Origin of the sequence: Paenibacillus borealis (assembly GCF_000758665.1) — a bacterium.
GTDB lineage: Bacteria > Bacillota > Bacilli > Paenibacillales > Paenibacillaceae > Paenibacillus_AQ > Paenibacillus_AQ borealis.
On record NZ_CP009285.1, the window covers coordinates 6,131,824 to 6,148,650 of the forward strand.

The window sequence follows — 16,827 nt, forward strand, 5'->3', positions numbered from 1 at the left end:
TTAGGGCAGCGCTGGGCCGGGGTCTCGCTCTTGCCGTGGCACCCGGCCCGCGAACCCGTTAGGGCAGCGCTGGGCCGGGGCTTCGCTCTTGCGTGGCATTCGGCCCGCGAACCCCTTAGGGCAGCGCTGGGCCGGGGCTTCGCTCTAATCTTTGCCCTAGATCTTCCGCAGCTAAGGCTCCACAGGCGTACCCGCCAGGGCAGCCTAAGAAGAGCCGCTCCCCCGCCGAACAAATCCTTTCCCGTCCGCGGACACCACTCATAGCACAATGCACTTATTGCGGGTGTCCAGAGGGCGGCCAGCCCTTGGGGTCCCCCTTGGAAAGGGGGATTTAGGGGGATGGACCCACACAAAAAAGCGCCATCCAGCCCCCAAAGGGGCGAGACAGCGCTCGCGATACCACCCTAATTCTGCACTTCACGCACACCCTTAGGGGGAGTGTATTCAGTACGATCTCAGTTCCGCATGCAGAATTGCCACACGGGTCCGGGATAACGTCCGGCAGACGGCATAGCCTACACACGTATATACATACGCTTCAGCTTAGCTTCTAGGGGAAGATCTTCCGGCAAGGCGTGAACGATCGGCTCGCAGCAATCACCGACTCTCTGGAGAACGTAACCTTGTCGTACTTGTCCCGTCATCGAATTTAAATTCAATGGATACAGATATGTTCTAGTTATAGACTGTTTTGGCTGTATTGTCAAGAATCGCGCCTGCCATCACTAACTGCCTGATAGCCCACAAATTGAAGACAAAACATTCGCACAGTAAACTTAAGTGGATTTAGTACAACTAAAGCAGCTATATTCTTGTGGACCAGAAGTTTAGTTGGATTTTCTACACTTAATCTGCATGAACTCCTGCAATTGAGCCTAACTTCGAACAAATAGATGCTCTTTTTCCACTTAGCATAAGAAAAACCTGATTTCAAAGCTAATTAGATGCTCTTTTTCCACTTAAATGTTGATTAGCAGTAAAGGCAGCAGAAACTTCAATCGATATGACCTGCCGCTGCGAAACTCCGGGGACACGAACCGGCCAGGCTGAATCCAACATCCAAACCGCTTCGCTGACTAAAAACATGTTCTCTTTTCAGAAAAACGTCACAGTATCGAATTCTCGCTAACCTCACGGCTCTCAAGCGCATTCCAGTCGTCCTGGGAGAGCAGTTCGAGCTGAGCTTCCAGCAGCGTCCGGAAACGGGTGCGGTAGATCGAAGCCTGCTTGCGCAGCTCTTCTGTCTCGATCGCTACCTTGCGGGATTTGGATAACGCTTCGTTGATGATCCGGTCGGCATTTTTTTCCGCTTCCTTGAGGATCAGCTGTGATTCTTTTTTGGAGTTGTTCTTCACATCATCTGCAGCCTCCTGAGCCACGAGAATGGTCTTGGACAGGCTTTCTTCAATATTGACGAAGTGATCAAGACGTTCCTGAATCGATAAAAGCTGGTTGTGCAGCTCTTTGTTCTCACGAATAACGCTTTCGTAATCCTTAATGACCTGATCCAGAAATTCATTGACCTCATCTTCGTCATAACCGCGGATTCTCCGGGAGAATTCCTTGTTATGTATATCGAGCGGTGTTAATGGCATGCTGTGCACCTCCTAGAAATTTCGGACATCCGTTGTCCCTGAACGTTAATCTGTCCGGAAGACAAAGATGAAAGACTGCTTGCTTGGATATCCCCTAAGTGAGGGGTGGCTTCTATGCCTACTCCGGTACTTGGCAGAGAAGCAAAAAAGCGGGGTTCAATCCGCTGTAGCTTCAGGTTCAGGTTCGCCTCTTCTACAACTATCGGCGTTCAGCCTGCTAAATGTTTGTTTCCCTTGAGAATATCAATTTCGACAAGCACAGCTGTAATCCTGCAAAGAATTCAGACAAATTTGCCTACCAGAATCCGGTAACGGCCTTTCTTCGTCAGACTGCCGATCTCCAGCACCTTGAACCGTCCGAAACCCTGGATAGAAACCACATCACCGTCTGTCAGACTGCAGGACGGATCTTCCTCCACTTTCCAGTTCACCCGTACACGCCCGGCTTTGATGGGAGCCAGAATTTTGCTCCGGCTAAGCCGGGTCACATCCGCAGCAATCCCGTCAAGTCTCAGGGAAGCCACGGTGAAATCCATTGTTTCCAGCTTAACCTGACTGCTGCGTAAGCCGGATAGCGGCAATATCTCCGTACTAACGTTGATCCGGTGCACACCGGTCAAATTCATTGACAGATAATCAGCAATATCCGCAGCCACCACTACGTGACAGCCGTCTTCCAGGACGTGGATATCGCCGATTTTGCCTCTTTTGATGCCCAGTCCGAGGATCGCCCCCATATAGTCACCATGTTCAAGAGAGAGAAACTTCTGTTCACCCGAGGTGATAGCCAGCACCCTCATCTCCATGTCCTCATCCGCAAGCTCACGGTAATCCGGCGCTACCATAGCCCGCTTCCGCTCGGCATCGTCAGAACCGCCCTCCCAGCGTACAATGACATCGGGATGGCGGTTCACCAGGCTCTGCAGAATATAACCCTGACGGGGATCGAGAAATTCCGTCAGTTTGGTCTCATGGTACTCTCCCGCATTTGTAACCCATTCCCAGGCCTTGTCCACAAATTGCCGTTCATCCGGGTGGAAATGCCCGTAAATTTCATTCTTCATGCGCCTAGCCGAAAACCAGGGCTAAAATAGAATGAAGCCCGCCTACTGCAAACTGGAGCACGACAATCGCAATAATCGGAGAGATGTCAATCGTTCCGAACAGAGGCGGAATAATCTTCCGGAATGGAGTCAGGTACGGCTCGACAAGCTTGCCCAGCAGCTCACCGATAAAGTTCTCGCGCAGATTAGGCAGCCAGGACATGAGAATGTATATAAAAATCATGTAATAGTAAATTTTAAACAGGATGTCAATTATCGAAGTTATTTGATCCAAAACCTGCTCACCTCATTCTGTTGTAATCTTGATCGTCACCCAGGATCTCCGTAATGGAGCCTTGAATTTCCACGGTGTCCGGTGTGCACATAAATATATTGCCCCCAATCTTGGATATTCCTCCACCCAGGGCATAAACCGTTCCGCTTAAAAAATCAATAATCCGCATTGCCTGGTCGTTACGCACCCGCTGCAAATTAATAACTACTGTGCGGTGCGAACGCAGATGATCGGCAATCTCCTGGGCCTCGTCGTACGAACGCGGCTCGTAGAGCACTACCTTCACATTTTTTTGAGAATGGATACTGACGACGTTGGCCCGCTGATTTTTGCGTGTTTCTACAGGGGCGGGTTCGTATTCATCCTCATCACGGGATATTTGCTCCCGCTCCACTATTTCCTCTTCCTCCTGCAAACCCAAGAAACTCATAAACCGGTTCATCACGCCCATCAATCTCCCTCCTAATGACCTACTAGTACCGTACCCAGGCGTACCCGGGTGGCTCCTTCCTGTATCGCCACTTCAAAATCATTCGACATTCCCATCGACAGCTCTTGTATAGGCTCAGGTGTCAAAGCAAGCTGATTGAGCGAATCACGGAGCTCACGGAGCCCCCGGAATACGGGACGGGTAAGCTCCGGATCCCCTTCATGCGGGGCCATAGTCATAAGTCCGATTACTTTCACACGGTTTAGCGGGGCAATCTCCTTCAGGAAACCCTCCACCGCTTCAGGCGCCAAACCAAACTTTGTATCTTCTCCGGATATATTCACCTGCAGGAACACTTTAACATCCAGCCCGGCGGCATCCGCCTTCTTGTGCAATTCCCGTGCCAGCGATAATCGGTCGAGCGAGTGTATATATTCAAATTTACCGATAACGTCTTTTACCTTATTAGTCTGCAAATGCCCGATGAAGTGCCAGATTCCCTTGTGTCCGAGCGCATTCCATTTAGGCTCTGCATCCTGCCAGCGGCTCTCCGCAATCTCCGTTAGCCCGGCTTCCAGCACAGCAGCTACCGTGTCCAGTGGTACATATTTCGTCACCGCGATAACCTTGACGTCACTTACGTCACGGCCACTGACCGCACAGGCACGTGCGACACGTTCCTGGACGCTGGCGATTCTTTCCTGTAGTGAGGCCAAAATTCAACTCTCCTTTATTCCGATCCAGCTCGACATTCTTCCAGTAACTCCATTTTCCTTGCGATAAGAAAAGAACAGATCACTGTTACAGCTTGTACACCATGATGTACATTCGATATGAGTCGGCAATATTCCTGCTTTAATCATAATGCGTTGATTCATTTCTTTCAAGTTAAGCATACTTTTGCTGCTGTCCTTATCCGATCTTCTATATAAGTCCGGCGCGCCTTCCGCCAGCATCAGCGGGTTCAGCCCGGCCTCCAGCCGGCGGACATGGTCCATTACATAATCATCTACCTCGTAGCAGCATTCGCCAATAGAAGGGCCTATGGCAGCCTGGATATCCTCCGGACGGCTTCCATACTCCTGAGTCATTCTACCCACCATCGCTGCCGCTATCTCTGCTACTGTTCCCTTCCAGCCTGCATGTGCCAGCCCGACAACATTGTGCAAGGGGTCATAGAAGTAGAGCGGCACACAATCCGCATAAAAAGAAGTCAGCAGCACCCCCGGCACATTAGTCAGCAGACCGTCAGTAGCCTGAAAAGCTGTTGTCCGGTCCAGACTGCCTTTTCCGCGGTCCTGTTCTGTAATTACGGCTATATCTTTACCATGGGTTTGTTCCCCGCAGGTCCAGGACCGGAGCTGGAAACCAAGACTTTCAGCCAGCAGCTTCCTGTTGCTGAGCACATCAGCCGGATCATCACCCACATGAAGCGCACAGTTAAAGCTGTCATAAGGCTTCGTACCGCTGCCGCCTTCCCTGCCCGTGAATCCTGCTGTTATTGCCCTATACTTCTCACGCCACGGCTCCAGATGAAGCAGCATAGGCGTTCCGTCACTCCGCACAAACGGTTCCATATCTTCACCTCCGCTTAAGTGTACCACAAACTCTCCCCCATAAATTAATCCCCTCAAAGTGATGTTACGCTCCGATGCCTATCCAAGTACTTTGCGGGGGCCCCGAAAATCAAACCACAAACTTCCCCCACAAAGTGATGTTACGCTGCACACTCCTGAGCCCACCCTATGCCTTTACCCATATACGCAGAAAAAAGACGCACCCGGTCAATAAGTGCGCCGCTCACTGCGGTCCGGCCGTTCCAGATACATCATCTCCCGGTCTTCCTGGCCCTGAGGCATCCGGGATTCCTCAATCTTCACCAGCACAACATCGGCGCCAATCTTAACGATATTCCGCCACGGGATAATCAGATCCGCTCCGCCTCCGAACAGTCCCATAAACCTTGTATAACCCGGAACAATGACGGCATCAATAACCCCCCGGCGCAGATCCAGCTCCAGATCACTAATCTGCCCCAGCCGCTTGCCGTCGACGATATTGATAACATCCTTGGTTTGAAAATCAGAGATTTTCATTTTTTTGCCTGACCCTATGGAATCTTCGTTCATCCCGCCACCCCTGTACATTCAGACCTATAGCTCCAGTATATGTCCGTAAGGCTTGGCAACATGTCTTAATTCATTTCCCGGCCTTCGCCGTTACATACAAAAGGATACTCCGGGCAGCCGCTCACGCCGCCTTCCGGAATATCCCCGCTTATCTATAGCTGCTGTTTTAAGACTTTACATGCTTTTGCATTTGCTGGATAGCCGACTTCTCAAGCCGCGATACCTGCGCCTGTGAGATACCAATCTCGTCCGCTACCTCCATCTGGGTTTTACCTTCAAAGAACCGCATCGATAATATACGTTTCTCGCGCTGTCCCAGCCGCTGCATCGCTTCCCGAAGAGCAATTTCTTCAATCCAGGATACATCCTTGTTCTTATCGTCGCTGATCTGATCCATCACATAGATCGGGTCACCGCCGTCATGATAGATCGGTTCGAACAATGATACCGGGTCCTGAATAGCATCAAGGGCAAAGACGACATCTTCTTTAGGTACACCGAGTGCTTCTGAGATTTCGAAGATCGTCGGCTCCCGCGAATTCTGATTGGTCAGGCTGTCACGGACCTGAAGCGCCTTATAGGCGATATCCCGCAGGGAGCGCGATACCCGGATCGGGTTGTTGTCACGCAAGTAGCGGCGGATTTCTCCGATGATCATCGGCACCGCATAGGTAGAGAACTTGACATTCTGCGATAAATCAAAATTATCGATGGCTTTCATGAGTCCGATGCAGCCTACCTGAAACAGATCATCCACGAACTCCCCACGATTATTGAACCTTTGAATTACGCTAAGGACAAGTCTAAGGTTACCATTTACCAATTTCTCTCTGGCGGATCGCTCGCCCTGCTGCTGCAGCGAAGTGAACAATGCCCGCATTTCCACGTTCGTAAGAACGGGCAGCTTGGCGGTGTCCACACCGCAAATCTCGACTTTATTTCGGGTCATGATGATTTACCTCCCAAGGAGAAACATTACTGTACATTATCTCCCCGGTCCGGCATTTTATTCCTCGGTTCCATCAGCTTACACCATCTTGTTGAACTCCTTGCGCAGCCGCTTGATAATTCTTTTCTCCAGGCGCGAGATGTAGGATTGGGAAATGCCAAGCAAATCAGCAACATCCTTTTGGGTTTTTTCTTCACCGCCGCGCAGTCCGAACCGCAGCTCCATAATTAATCTTTCCCGTTCACTAAGCTTCTCCAGCGCCTTCTGCAGCAGCTTGCGGTCCACCTGTTCTTCGATATTCCGGTAAATTGTGTCATTCTCCGTTCCCAGCACATCCGATAGCAGGAGCTCGTTGCCGTCCCAGTCAATATTCAGGGGTTCATCAAAAGAAACCTCACTTCTTGTTTTGCTGTTGCGCCGCAGATACATCAGAATTTCATTCTCAATGCAGCGTGAGGCATAAGTGGCCAGTTTTATTTTTTTCTCCGGATCAAAGGTGTTGACCGCCTTAATCAGTCCAATCGCCCCGATGGAAACAAGATCCTCGATGTTGATGCCTGTGTTCTCGAATTTCCGGGCGATATACACCACCAGCCGCAGGTTGCGTTCAATCAGCATGGCCCGGACCGCCGCGTCGCCGCTGGATAGCCGCTGCAGCAGGAACTCCTCCTCTTCCCGGGTAAGCGGGGGAGGCAGCGCCTCACTGCCCCCGATATAGTAAATTTCCTGGCTCTTCAGTCCCAGCAGAAACAGCATGCGATAATACTGCAGTTGCAGCACAAGTTTGAATTTGACCATTATTGTTCCTCCTATATGTTCCTTAACTCATAGTCTTGTCTGCCAGCGCCTCTACAGCGCTCTCATTGTGGGTCAGGTCAGGATGTATGACCGCCCGGTACGCTCCGTCTCCCGACAGTGTCCCGCCATCCAGCCCGATGAGAACCCTCTTGCTGTAAAAGGTTTCGCCGCCAAGCTTTATCATCACTGAATCCGGCTTCAACGCGAGCATGAAGGATGCCCCGCGGTTAACCCCCCTGTACGGCACCAGCCGTATCCTGTCCTGCCAGGCAAAAGACTGCCCGTCCGCTTCCAGTACAAGTGTATCCGCGCCCGTCTGTGTCAGTCTCCCCTTCCAGGAAGCCGGCAGATGGCCTTCCCATAACGAGGATTCCATAACCATGACCGGAATTCTCGTAAGCGGATCATTCAGCCGGTTTCCGGTGTCCAGCAGCCCGGGACAGGTGACAGTAACCCCGTCAATCTCCACGGTCACTTCACCGATATATGTCTCAAGCTGCTCCCTGCGCCTGCGCGAGGATTGAATCAGCTTGAAGAGAAGCAGCACCATCGGAAGCATCGCAAGCACGAACCAGAATCCAATCTTCAGCCGGTAAGCTTGGCCTCCTGAAGAGGTAAAGATCATTCCGTTCCAGATGTCGCCTGAGCTTTGCAGCAAATAATGAACCCCTACTATACCTCCTGCCGCCGCAAAATTAATGATATAAAATGCCCCTAATGCACGAAGATAGCTTTGCAGACTTCTAAATCCGAAAGCAATCCACAGCATCACGACCGACAACCCGAACTTGATGAGGAAGGTGTACATAAAGGACAGCTCCGGTACGAACATCATCACGACATAGAGCGCGCCAACCAGCGCAGAGAGAGACAGGCGCCACCAGCTCACCTTAAGCTTGACCAGCCAGCTGGTCAGCCACAATAGGATTCCGTCGATCAGCAGATTGGCGGCGAAGATCAAGTCAATATAAACAACCAGTGTTTTCACCTGCCTGCAAACGGATATCTAGCCGGAGGCCGGGGTGAAGGCTCTCTTTTTAGACGATAAGATTAGTATAGGAACTCTCGCATTCAAAGTCTGTCTAAACTTGGGGGGCGTTCTTGCAGTTTTTTTGTCGAGTTATAGGTCAGCAGAGATATTAAGAGGATATAAGTAGAAACGGCTTTGTCGTCCTTAAACAAAAAGCCAGCCTCAAAGAGGCTGACTTCAAATAGGATGATTTATTCACGTAATAGATTTCAATTCTTCTTCAGTCAGTCCGGTTGCCTTCTGTACAGAAGGCAGATCCATTCCCATGGCCAGGAGATTCCTGGCTATTCCCAGTTTTGCCTCGAGCTCACCTTCTGCTTTGCCTTCTGCTTTACCTTCTGCTTTACCTTCTGCTTTGCCTACTTCTCTGCCTTCTGCTATACCTTTAGCAAACCCTTCTCTTTGTGCACCGTCTCTCTGCGAGGCTTCGTCAAGTAGAAACTTCTGGCGGTCCTCATATTTACGCCGGGCTTCCGAATCCTGACTCAGAAACTCCAGGGTCTCCATCGCCTTTTTCAAAGCAGGCTCATTCATCCGCAGTACCTCCCAATCCGAGTGGTTTATTCCCTTCAAGAACAGCAGCCAGTTCACCAAACCGCTTTGGCCGGGAACAGCTGGCTGATTCAGCTTGGGTAATTCCAGGAAATGAATTTCAATGTCATCCGTGAGCGGCGTTCCGGTTGCATCCTCCCGTAAGTGAAATACACTATGGGGATATTCGTTAGGCAGTACCTTATAATTCAGAATATTAATGGTTACGCATTTCTTGAGGTCTGCATATTTGCCGCTTACCTGAAGCTGGCCCGCATAACGTTTGCTCCAGTAATATAAAGTCCGTTTTTCAATATCATATTTGTTGAACAGCTGCATTTCAATGTTGATCAGCTTGCCGTCAACAGACTTCGCCCAAATATCAAATATCGATAGCTTATCCAACGGATCATCCTTATCCGTATAAGGATTGAGCAGCACTACTTCCTCCAGCGGCGGATCTCCTGCATCCATGAATATCCGGTTCAGAAAAGCCAGCAGCACATCCTTGTTACTCTCGCTTGCAAATATCCGTTTAAATACAAAATCTACCCGGGGGTCCAGCAGTTCCATTCCATCGTCTCCCGTTACCGTTATTATAACAGCCTGAAAAAGAAAAAACACCGTATCCGGCCCCCAGCTAAAGCCGGGACGAATACGGTGCTTCCGTAAAAATACTATGCAGTTAATAACTCTTAGTCGTTATTGCCGCGTGTGCGGTTGCGCAGGAATGTAGGGATATCCAGCTGATCAGAGCTTGTCTGATTGCCGAACGGACGAAGATTGGCGTTTTTGTCCTTATCCGCTGCCGGCTCACTGCTGGCTGCCGGACGGCGTACAGGCGCTGCAGGAAATGGCTTGTGTTCAAAGCCGGTCGCAATGACTGTGACCTTGATCTCGTCCTTCATGCTCTCTTCGATAATGGCACCGAAGATCATATTCACTTCCGGGTCCGAAGCAGAGGTAACGATCTCCGCGGCTTCATTCACCTCGTACAGAGAGAGGTTAGCCCCCCCTGTGATGTTCATGATTACACCGCGCGCACCTTCAATGGAGGTTTCGAGCAGCGGGCTCATAATGGCTTTGCGGGCCGCCTCTGACGCACGGTTCTCGCCGGTGGCGATACCGATACCCATAAGCGCTGAACCGCGCTCCGTCATAATTGTCTTCACATCGGCAAAGTCAAGGTTGATCAGGCCGGGAACCTGAATAAGGTCGGAGATCCCTTGCACCGCCTGGCGGAGTACATTATCCGCTTCACGGAATGCCTCCAGCATTGGGGTTTTCTTATCCACAATTTCCAGCAGGCGGTCATTGGGAATCACGATCAGTGTATCGACCTTTTCCTTCAGCGCCTCGATGCCAAGCTCTGCCTGATTTGCACGTTTTCTGCCTTCAAAAGTAAACGGACGGGTCACGACGCCAACCGTCAATGCTCCGCACTCTCTGGCAATCTCAGCAATTACAGGCGCTGCGCCTGTTCCGGTACCGCCGCCCATACCTGCAGTTACGAATACCATATCTGCACCTTTAAGCGTATTTGAAATCAGATCGCGGGATTCCTCAGCCGCTTTCTTACCTACCTCAGGATTGGCTCCAGCGCCAAGTCCGCGGGTCAGTTTATCCCCGATTTGCAGTTTATGCTCCGATTTGGCCATATGCAGCGCTTGGGCATCTGTATTAACCGTGATGAATTCAACACCCTGAACGCCATTTTCAATCATCCGGTTCACAGCATTGCTTCCGCCGCCGCCTACGCCGATGACCTTTATTTGGGCTAAGCTCTCCATTTCAAAATCAAATTCCAACATATTGTTTCCATCTCCCCCTCGAGTAGTGCTTGGATGGCCAGTCCAAGTATATCTGGACTTACACTTATATGAACTCGCTGAACATATTCTTTAGACGTTCCACCAGCCCCGGCTTCTTGGAAGAATCCTGACTCGGAGCTGCACTTTGTTTGCTGCGGCTAACCGTCTTCTTATTGGCGCTTCCGCCGCTGCTTCGTCCGCGGAATCTGCGCACAACGGTATGAAGTATACCTACACCGCCGGTGAACCCGGGGTCACGTACTCCAATATAATCAGGTACGGCAATACGTACAGAGGCTGCCAGTTCAGTCTGGGCTACCTTCAGCACGCCCGGCATCGAAACTGTGCCACCCGTTAGTATATAACCTCCTGGAAGCTCATTGTAACCAAGCCGTTTCACTTCCTGGCGGATCAGATGGAAGATTTCTTGAACTCGGGGCTCAATAATCGCCGCCAGATCCTCCTGGTTGAATTCCTTCTCGACATTGCTGCCGATTCGCAGAACCTTGAACACGACATCCGAGGCAGCATCATCAATCCAGGCACAGCCATATTTCAGCTTGACCTTCTCCGCCTGATCGGTAAGCGTCCGCAGACCGTAAGCAATATCATTGGTTACAAATTCTCCTCCGATCGGAATCGTAGAGGTTGCGCACAGGGAACCTTCTTCATATACGGCTATCGTCGCCTGGCCGGCACCGATATCCACCAGTACTGCTCCCATTGATTTCTCATCTTTGGAAAGCGCTAATCCGCCTGCCCCGAGAGACATAAGCACAAGATCTTTAACCTTCAGACCTGATTTCTCCACGCAGCGCAGCAGATTATGTATTGGTGTCTTGGCACCGGTAATGATCGTCGCTTCAACTTCTAGGCGAACCCCGATCATTCCGCGCGGATCTTGAATTCCTTCAAGCCCGTCGACGATATATTGCTTGGCGACAACATCAATGACCTCGCGCTCAGGAGGCAGTGCTATGACCTCAGCAGCCTTGATTACGCGGTCGATATCATCTTCGCCGATCTCACGGTCTTCATTCTGCACGGCAACTACACCGTGACTGGATTGCAGGCCGATATGATTACCGGATATACCGACATACACCTCGGATATTTGAATACCGACCATTTGCTCCGCATGTTCTACGGCACTCCTGATCGATTGCACAGTCTGATCGATGTCTACAATCGCACCCTTGCGTATTCCTTCCGAATCAGCAGATCCAACGCCAATAATATTAAAGGTTCCATTGGTAACTTCCCCAATAATTGCCCGAACTTTGGATGTACCGATGTCCAAACTAACAATGATGTCATTGTTGCTCAAGCCCTATGGCACCTCCTGTTATAATCATAATAAATTGTGAAGCCGAATAAATAGAAATTACGCTTTGATCCCGGTCCCGGGAAACTTCTCTGTACATATTCAACATCCCTAATCCTTTCCCTCTTTTTTCTACAAATTTTTTGAATGGAATAATATAACAGCCTTTTCACATGCAAACAACTGCTTTCAATTTTTCGTAAAGCATATAAGTTCTTATCTTTTAAGAAATGACAGCTATATCCATGAGTGCATTTCAAAAAATCCGCAGAAAAAAGAGGGATATTGCTTATTGCCCGTAAAACCGATTGTAGCATTTTTTCGGTACTATTAGTAGGGACTATTTACTCTTGTGTGTCTGTATCCTCCCCTGAATCTTCCGCTTCCGTATGAAAAGGGACATAGGAATCGGCCTCAAGCATCTTAATCAGTCCCGGCTGCTCATTTTCGATCACTTGATTCAGGTACTCCACTTTATCCTTAAGCAGCGAAATGGCCGTAATGACCTCGAACCGCGAACGTGTATACAGCTTAATGCGGTCCGGAAAAGACAAGGTCGGGGAAGGAACAATCTCAGATATATCACTGGTTAGTTCATTAGGAATACCAGCCAGCGCCTGACACAGCTTCGTCTTGTAGGGATCATCAGCTTGCCAGTTGGTTAATATCGGCTTCTCAACGGCAATCCCCGTATCTTTAACAGATACTGCAGCACCGCTCGACAGAATCGCCTCAAGCGATCCCGCCTGATCCAGTTCGTAGGCCACTGCGGGGAATTCCTTAATACTAATATCAATCACACCCGGAAATTTCTTGTTCACAGCCGCTTCCTGAACGGTCTTCAGTTCTGTCAGCGCACTTTCCACGGAATCTCCGGAGACCGCGAAGAACTGTCCGCCGACCGTAAGTCCGCTTGCGGCAAGCAAATCCTCCCGGGACGTATATTTATCCCCCTGGAAATGGATTGCCGTAATCTTGCTGACGGACGAACGGAAAAATATCACGGCCAGCAGCGCAATAAACAGCAGCAGCAGGATAATTGTAATTTTACGGCTCATTCTCTTGCTGGGCTTGTCCTCTTTAAGAAGAGGCATTCGGGTTTTAGGCATTCTCATATCTCCGTAATAAGGCCCTGTCTCCTTCCCAAGTTGCTGGGCTGAAGGAGACAGGGAGCTTTAGTTGGCCAAATCCAGCGGGTCCGGCACTGGCACTTTGCGGCTAATGTGTGCACCCAGCTTCTGAAACAGTTTCTCAATGCCGTCATATCCGCGGTCAATATGATGCGCCTGCTCAACAATGGTAGTTCCTTGAGCGGCAAGTCCGGCGATAACCAGGGCAGCTCCGGCCCGCAGGTCGGTGGCTTCAACCGTAGCCCCGTATAACCTCTGCACTCCGCGTATAAACGCCCGGTTCAGATCAATGGAAATGTCTGCTCCCATCCGGGCCATCTCTTCCACATGCTTGAAGCGTCCTTCAAATACAGTTTCTTTAATCACACTGAATCCGTCAGCCAGGGACAAAAGAACCATCACCTGAGATTGCAGATCCGTAGGAAATGAAGGATAAGGGGAAGTTACAATTCTTTCTACTGCACGCGGACGCCCCATACAGCTGATATTAATTATATCATTGCAAACTGTAATTTGAACACCGGCACGCCTCAGAACATGGATCAGTGAGGTCAAATGTCCTGCGTTGGTGTGGGTCAGCGTCACATTCCCCCTGGTCGCTGCAGCTGCGATCATTACGGTCCCGGCAACAATCCGGTCGGGAATGACCTCATAATTGCAAGGATATAGCTTGGAGACTCCCTGGATGGTAATCGTATCCGTACCCGCACCGATGATTTGCGCGCCCATCGCGTTCAGGAAATTCTGCAGATCCTGAATTTCCGGCTCTCTGGCCGCTCCGGACACTGTTGTTGTCCCTTCCGCCATAGCGGCAGCCATCATAATATTCTCCGTGGCCCCGACACTTGGATAATCCAGATGAATATCACAGCCCGTCAGTTTGGCAGCCCGGCAGCATATCATCCCGCTGGTTTCCTCAATCTCCGCCCCGAGCAGCTTAAGGCCCTGCAGGTGAAGATCAATTTTGCGTTCTCCGATGGCACAGCCTCCCGGCTGATAAATCGTCACTTCACCAAACCTGGACAGAAGCGGCCCCATCAGAAAAATGGAAGATCTCATCTGCCGCATTAAATCCTCCGGAACATGCGAGGTAGCGACGTATGTTGTATCGACCGTAACCGTTTCGTCTTCATGAACGGCCCTGCAGCCTAGCCTTTCCAGAATATCCAGCATGGTTTCGATGTCCAGCAGCTTCGGCACATTATGCAGTGAGTGAACTCCTTCGGCCAGCAGGCTTGCTGCCAGAATAGGCAGGGCCGCATTTTTCGCTCCATGGATACGTATGGTGCCTGACAGGGGATTTCCACCCTCAATCACCAATTTGTCCAATGTATCACCTCCGAGATTACCGCTCACCCACCGTTGGGCACTTCCTGTACAGAGAACATCAGAAATAGGCCGGGAAGCTATCCCGCTTCATATTTCATGAACTGGAAGTGCTCTGGGTGATTGTCACGATTATAGGATCATCCTATGTTCGTAACCTCTCGTGTGTGACAATGAAGCCCGGGATTCTAGCGTTTCCGGCCTGCGGCCAGTCTGCGGAGCTCGGTGACAACCAGTGAAGCGGAGTCCCTTTTACCTAAACGCCTTGAGGCGGCAGACATACTGCGGCGTGCATCGTCCGCTCCGATAATCTTATGCACAGCTGCGAACAGTGCCTCGCCGCTAAGATCCTTCTCCAGCAGCACAACTGCCGCCCCTTCACGTTCAAGCTGTCTGGCATTCGCTTCCTGATGATTATTCGTCACATTGGGAGAAGGGATGAGCACAGAGGGAATGCCGAGCGCGGTAATTTCTGCAAGAAACGATGCCCCCGCCCGGTTCACGATGAGTGAAGTACAGGCCAGCACCTCGGGCATATTATGAATATACGGAAGGATATGCAGCCAGTTCGGCAGGCTGCCAAGCTTCTCGCGCACAGCTTTAAGGGTTTCCTCGAAATAAGCCTCTCCGGTAACATACACATAATGAACACCATTACCCTTACCCACAAACGGAGCCATTTCAATCATCGCGCGGTTAATTGCCTTGGCGCCTCCGCTTCCTCCGACTACCAGCACAACCGTACTGCCCTCAGGAATGCCGAGTGAAGCGAATCCCCGCTGCGGATTGGCAGTCATTACAGTAGTTGCCCGGGGGTTGCCTGTGTAGATTACGTTCTTAGCCCCTGGAAAAGCCGGCTCCGTGCCTTCAAAGCTTACGGCGACCGTATCCGCATACCGGCTTAGGAAACGGTTAGTGAGACCCGGAATCGCGTTCTGCTCATGAATGAGCGTCGGGATGCCGAGCCGGGATGCAGCGTACACTACAGGTCCGCAGACATATCCGCCGGTGCCGATCACGACATCCGGCTTGAACTCCCGCAGCATGGCCTTGGAAGCTTTAACGCCCTTTAGGAAACGCATAACCGTCTTCACATTGTCCATCGAGAGCTTACGCCGGAAGCCGGTAATATCAATTGCCTTAAAGGGCAGGTTCTCTTGGGGAACCAGCTTGCTCTCCAGACCACGTTTGCCCCCGATATACAGGAAGACTGATTTGTCATCTTCGGATTCCAGCTGTCTGGCCACGGCCACGGCCGGATAGATATGTCCGCCCGTACCGCCGCCGCTTAATACAATACGCATGTCTTTCACCTCGCATAACGGGATAAATTAAGTAGAATGCCAAGAGCTGTGAGCATCAGGGTCAGCGATGAGCCCCCATAGCTGATCAGCGGAAGCGTAATGCCGGTAACCGGCATGAGGCCGATAACGACACCGATGTTGATGATCACCTGAACAGCGACCATACAGACGATGCCTACGGCCAGATAGCTGCCGAAACGGTCTGGCAGACTCATCGCTACCTTCATTCCGCGCCAGATCAGAATCAGGAACAGCAGCAGCACCGCCAGCCCCCCGATAAATCCCAGCTCTTCGGCCAATATGGAGAATATAAAATCGGTCTGCGGCTCCGGCACATAGCTGTACTTCTGCCGGCTCATGCCGAGACCCAAGCCGCCTAGCCCGCCGGGTCCAATCGCGTACAGTGACTGGATGATCTGGTAGCCGGCCCCGAGCGGATCGGACCAGGGGTCCAGAAAAGCCGTAATCCGCTGCAGGCGGTAGGGTGCTGCGGCAATAAGCCCCGCGAACCCGGCAACACCCAGTGCGCCCAGGGAGAGCAGATGCTTCATCCGGGCACCTGCCGTGAAGACCATCATCAAGGCAGCCCCGAACATGACAGTGCCTGTACCGAGATCCGGCTGGAGCATGATCAGCGCAAAAGCGGAACCGATCAGCGCAAGCGGCGGAAGCAGTCCGCGGGTGAAGCTGGAAATGTCATAATCCTCTGTCCCAAGCCATTTGGCCAGAAAGAGGATCATCCCCATCTTCATGAACTCCGAGGGCTGAATGCCGAAGGAGCTGATTCCCAGCCAGCTGCGGGCACCGCCGCGCACGACCCCGATGCCGGGAACAAGCACCAGCACGAGCAGTACGAAGCAGACAATCAGCGCCGGTCTGGCGAACTTCTTCAGCACCACATAATCGGTATTAGCGGTGATGAACATGGCGATAAGGCCCAGGCCTGCGAACAGCAGCTGTCTTTTGACGAAATAGAAGGAGTCGCCATAATTGCGGAAGCCCAAAACAGACCCGGCGCTGTAAACCATTACCATACCGATGGCCAGCAAAGCCAATATCGGAAGCAGCAGCCAGATATCGGGCGCATGACGGGATTTGTTCATCAGGAGCACACCTCTTGCATCCGTAGTAG

Annotated in this window: 17 protein-coding genes; all 17 read right to left on the reverse strand. The window is 51.2% G+C overall.

The genetic code is table 11. From position 1 onward, the window contains the following. Positions 1 to 1,106: 1,106 nt before the first annotated feature. The 17 genes from PBOR_RS26035 to spoVE all read right to left on the reverse strand — a co-directional run bounded on the left by PBOR_RS26035 (position 1,107) and on the right by spoVE (position 16,798). On the reverse strand, positions 1,107 to 1,595 hold the full coding sequence (locus PBOR_RS26035; protein WP_042216679.1) for a DivIVA domain-containing protein: 489 nt from the start codon (positions 1,593 to 1,595) through the stop codon (positions 1,107 to 1,109). 281 nt (positions 1,596 to 1,876) lie between these two features. Next, complete coding sequence (locus tag PBOR_RS26040; RefSeq protein WP_042216682.1) at positions 1,877 to 2,659, reverse strand: YlmH family RNA-binding protein; 783 nt, start codon at positions 2,657 to 2,659, stop codon at positions 1,877 to 1,879. A gap of 4 nt (positions 2,660 to 2,663) precedes the next feature. After that, on the reverse strand, positions 2,664 to 2,933 hold the full coding sequence (locus tag PBOR_RS26045; RefSeq protein ID WP_081972191.1) for a YggT family protein: 270 nt from the start codon (positions 2,931 to 2,933) through the stop codon (positions 2,664 to 2,666). A gap of 7 nt (positions 2,934 to 2,940) precedes the next feature. Beyond that, the gene (locus PBOR_RS26050) at positions 2,941 to 3,384 is read right to left on the reverse strand and encodes a cell division protein SepF (protein WP_042216684.1); all 444 of its coding nucleotides are present in this window, start codon (positions 3,382 to 3,384) and stop codon (positions 2,941 to 2,943) included. Positions 3,385 to 3,395: 11 nt separating this feature from the next. Next, on the reverse strand, positions 3,396 to 4,079 hold the full coding sequence (locus PBOR_RS26055; protein WP_042216686.1) for a YggS family pyridoxal phosphate-dependent enzyme: 684 nt from the start codon (positions 4,077 to 4,079) through the stop codon (positions 3,396 to 3,398). Positions 4,080 to 4,082: 3 nt separating this feature from the next. Next, entirely contained in the window at positions 4,083 to 4,940 is an 858-nt protein-coding gene (gene pgeF, locus PBOR_RS26060) for a peptidoglycan editing factor PgeF (RefSeq protein WP_042216687.1), read from the reverse strand. Positions 4,941 to 5,147: 207 nt separating this feature from the next. Next, positions 5,148 to 5,492 (reverse strand): YlmC/YmxH family sporulation protein, encoded by a 345-nt coding sequence (locus PBOR_RS26065; protein ID WP_042216689.1) that lies wholly within the window; start codon positions 5,490 to 5,492, stop codon positions 5,148 to 5,150. 166 nt (positions 5,493 to 5,658) lie between these two features. Beyond that, entirely contained in the window at positions 5,659 to 6,441 is a 783-nt protein-coding gene (gene sigG, locus PBOR_RS26070) for an RNA polymerase sporulation sigma factor SigG (RefSeq protein ID WP_036690188.1), read from the reverse strand. A 78-nt stretch (positions 6,442 to 6,519) separates the two neighbouring features. Next, a complete protein-coding gene (gene sigE / locus PBOR_RS26075) occupies positions 6,520 to 7,242 on the reverse strand; it encodes an RNA polymerase sporulation sigma factor SigE (RefSeq protein WP_036690190.1) in 723 nt (240 codons plus the stop codon). A 19-nt stretch (positions 7,243 to 7,261) separates the two neighbouring features. Next, a complete protein-coding gene (gene spoIIGA / locus PBOR_RS26080; RefSeq protein ID WP_174479834.1) occupies positions 7,262 to 8,227 on the reverse strand; it encodes a sigma-E processing peptidase SpoIIGA in 966 nt (321 codons plus the stop codon). A 237-nt stretch (positions 8,228 to 8,464) separates the two neighbouring features. Then, entirely contained in the window at positions 8,465 to 9,373 is a 909-nt protein-coding gene (locus PBOR_RS26085; protein WP_042216692.1) for an Rpn family recombination-promoting nuclease/putative transposase, read from the reverse strand. Between the two features lie 122 nt (positions 9,374 to 9,495). After that, positions 9,496 to 10,611 (reverse strand): cell division protein FtsZ, encoded by a 1,116-nt coding sequence (ftsZ, locus tag PBOR_RS26090; RefSeq protein WP_042216695.1) that lies wholly within the window; start codon positions 10,609 to 10,611, stop codon positions 9,496 to 9,498. Between the two features lie 64 nt (positions 10,612 to 10,675). Continuing rightward, the gene (ftsA, locus tag PBOR_RS26095) at positions 10,676 to 11,938 is read right to left on the reverse strand and encodes a cell division protein FtsA (protein ID WP_042216697.1); all 1,263 of its coding nucleotides are present in this window, start codon (positions 11,936 to 11,938) and stop codon (positions 10,676 to 10,678) included. Positions 11,939 to 12,279: 341 nt separating this feature from the next. Further along, a complete protein-coding gene (locus PBOR_RS26100; protein WP_042216700.1) occupies positions 12,280 to 13,044 on the reverse strand; it encodes a cell division protein FtsQ/DivIB in 765 nt (254 codons plus the stop codon). Positions 13,045 to 13,110: 66 nt separating this feature from the next. Then, on the reverse strand, positions 13,111 to 14,394 hold the full coding sequence (murA, locus tag PBOR_RS26105) for a UDP-N-acetylglucosamine 1-carboxyvinyltransferase (protein ID WP_042216702.1): 1,284 nt from the start codon (positions 14,392 to 14,394) through the stop codon (positions 13,111 to 13,113). Positions 14,395 to 14,579: 185 nt separating this feature from the next. Further along, on the reverse strand, positions 14,580 to 15,695 hold the full coding sequence (gene murG / locus PBOR_RS26110) for an undecaprenyldiphospho-muramoylpentapeptide beta-N-acetylglucosaminyltransferase (protein WP_042216704.1): 1,116 nt from the start codon (positions 15,693 to 15,695) through the stop codon (positions 14,580 to 14,582). Positions 15,696 to 15,700: 5 nt separating this feature from the next. After that, the gene (gene spoVE, locus PBOR_RS26115; RefSeq protein WP_042216707.1) at positions 15,701 to 16,798 is read right to left on the reverse strand and encodes a stage V sporulation protein E; all 1,098 of its coding nucleotides are present in this window, start codon (positions 16,796 to 16,798) and stop codon (positions 15,701 to 15,703) included. Positions 16,799 to 16,827 lie beyond the last annotated feature (29 nt).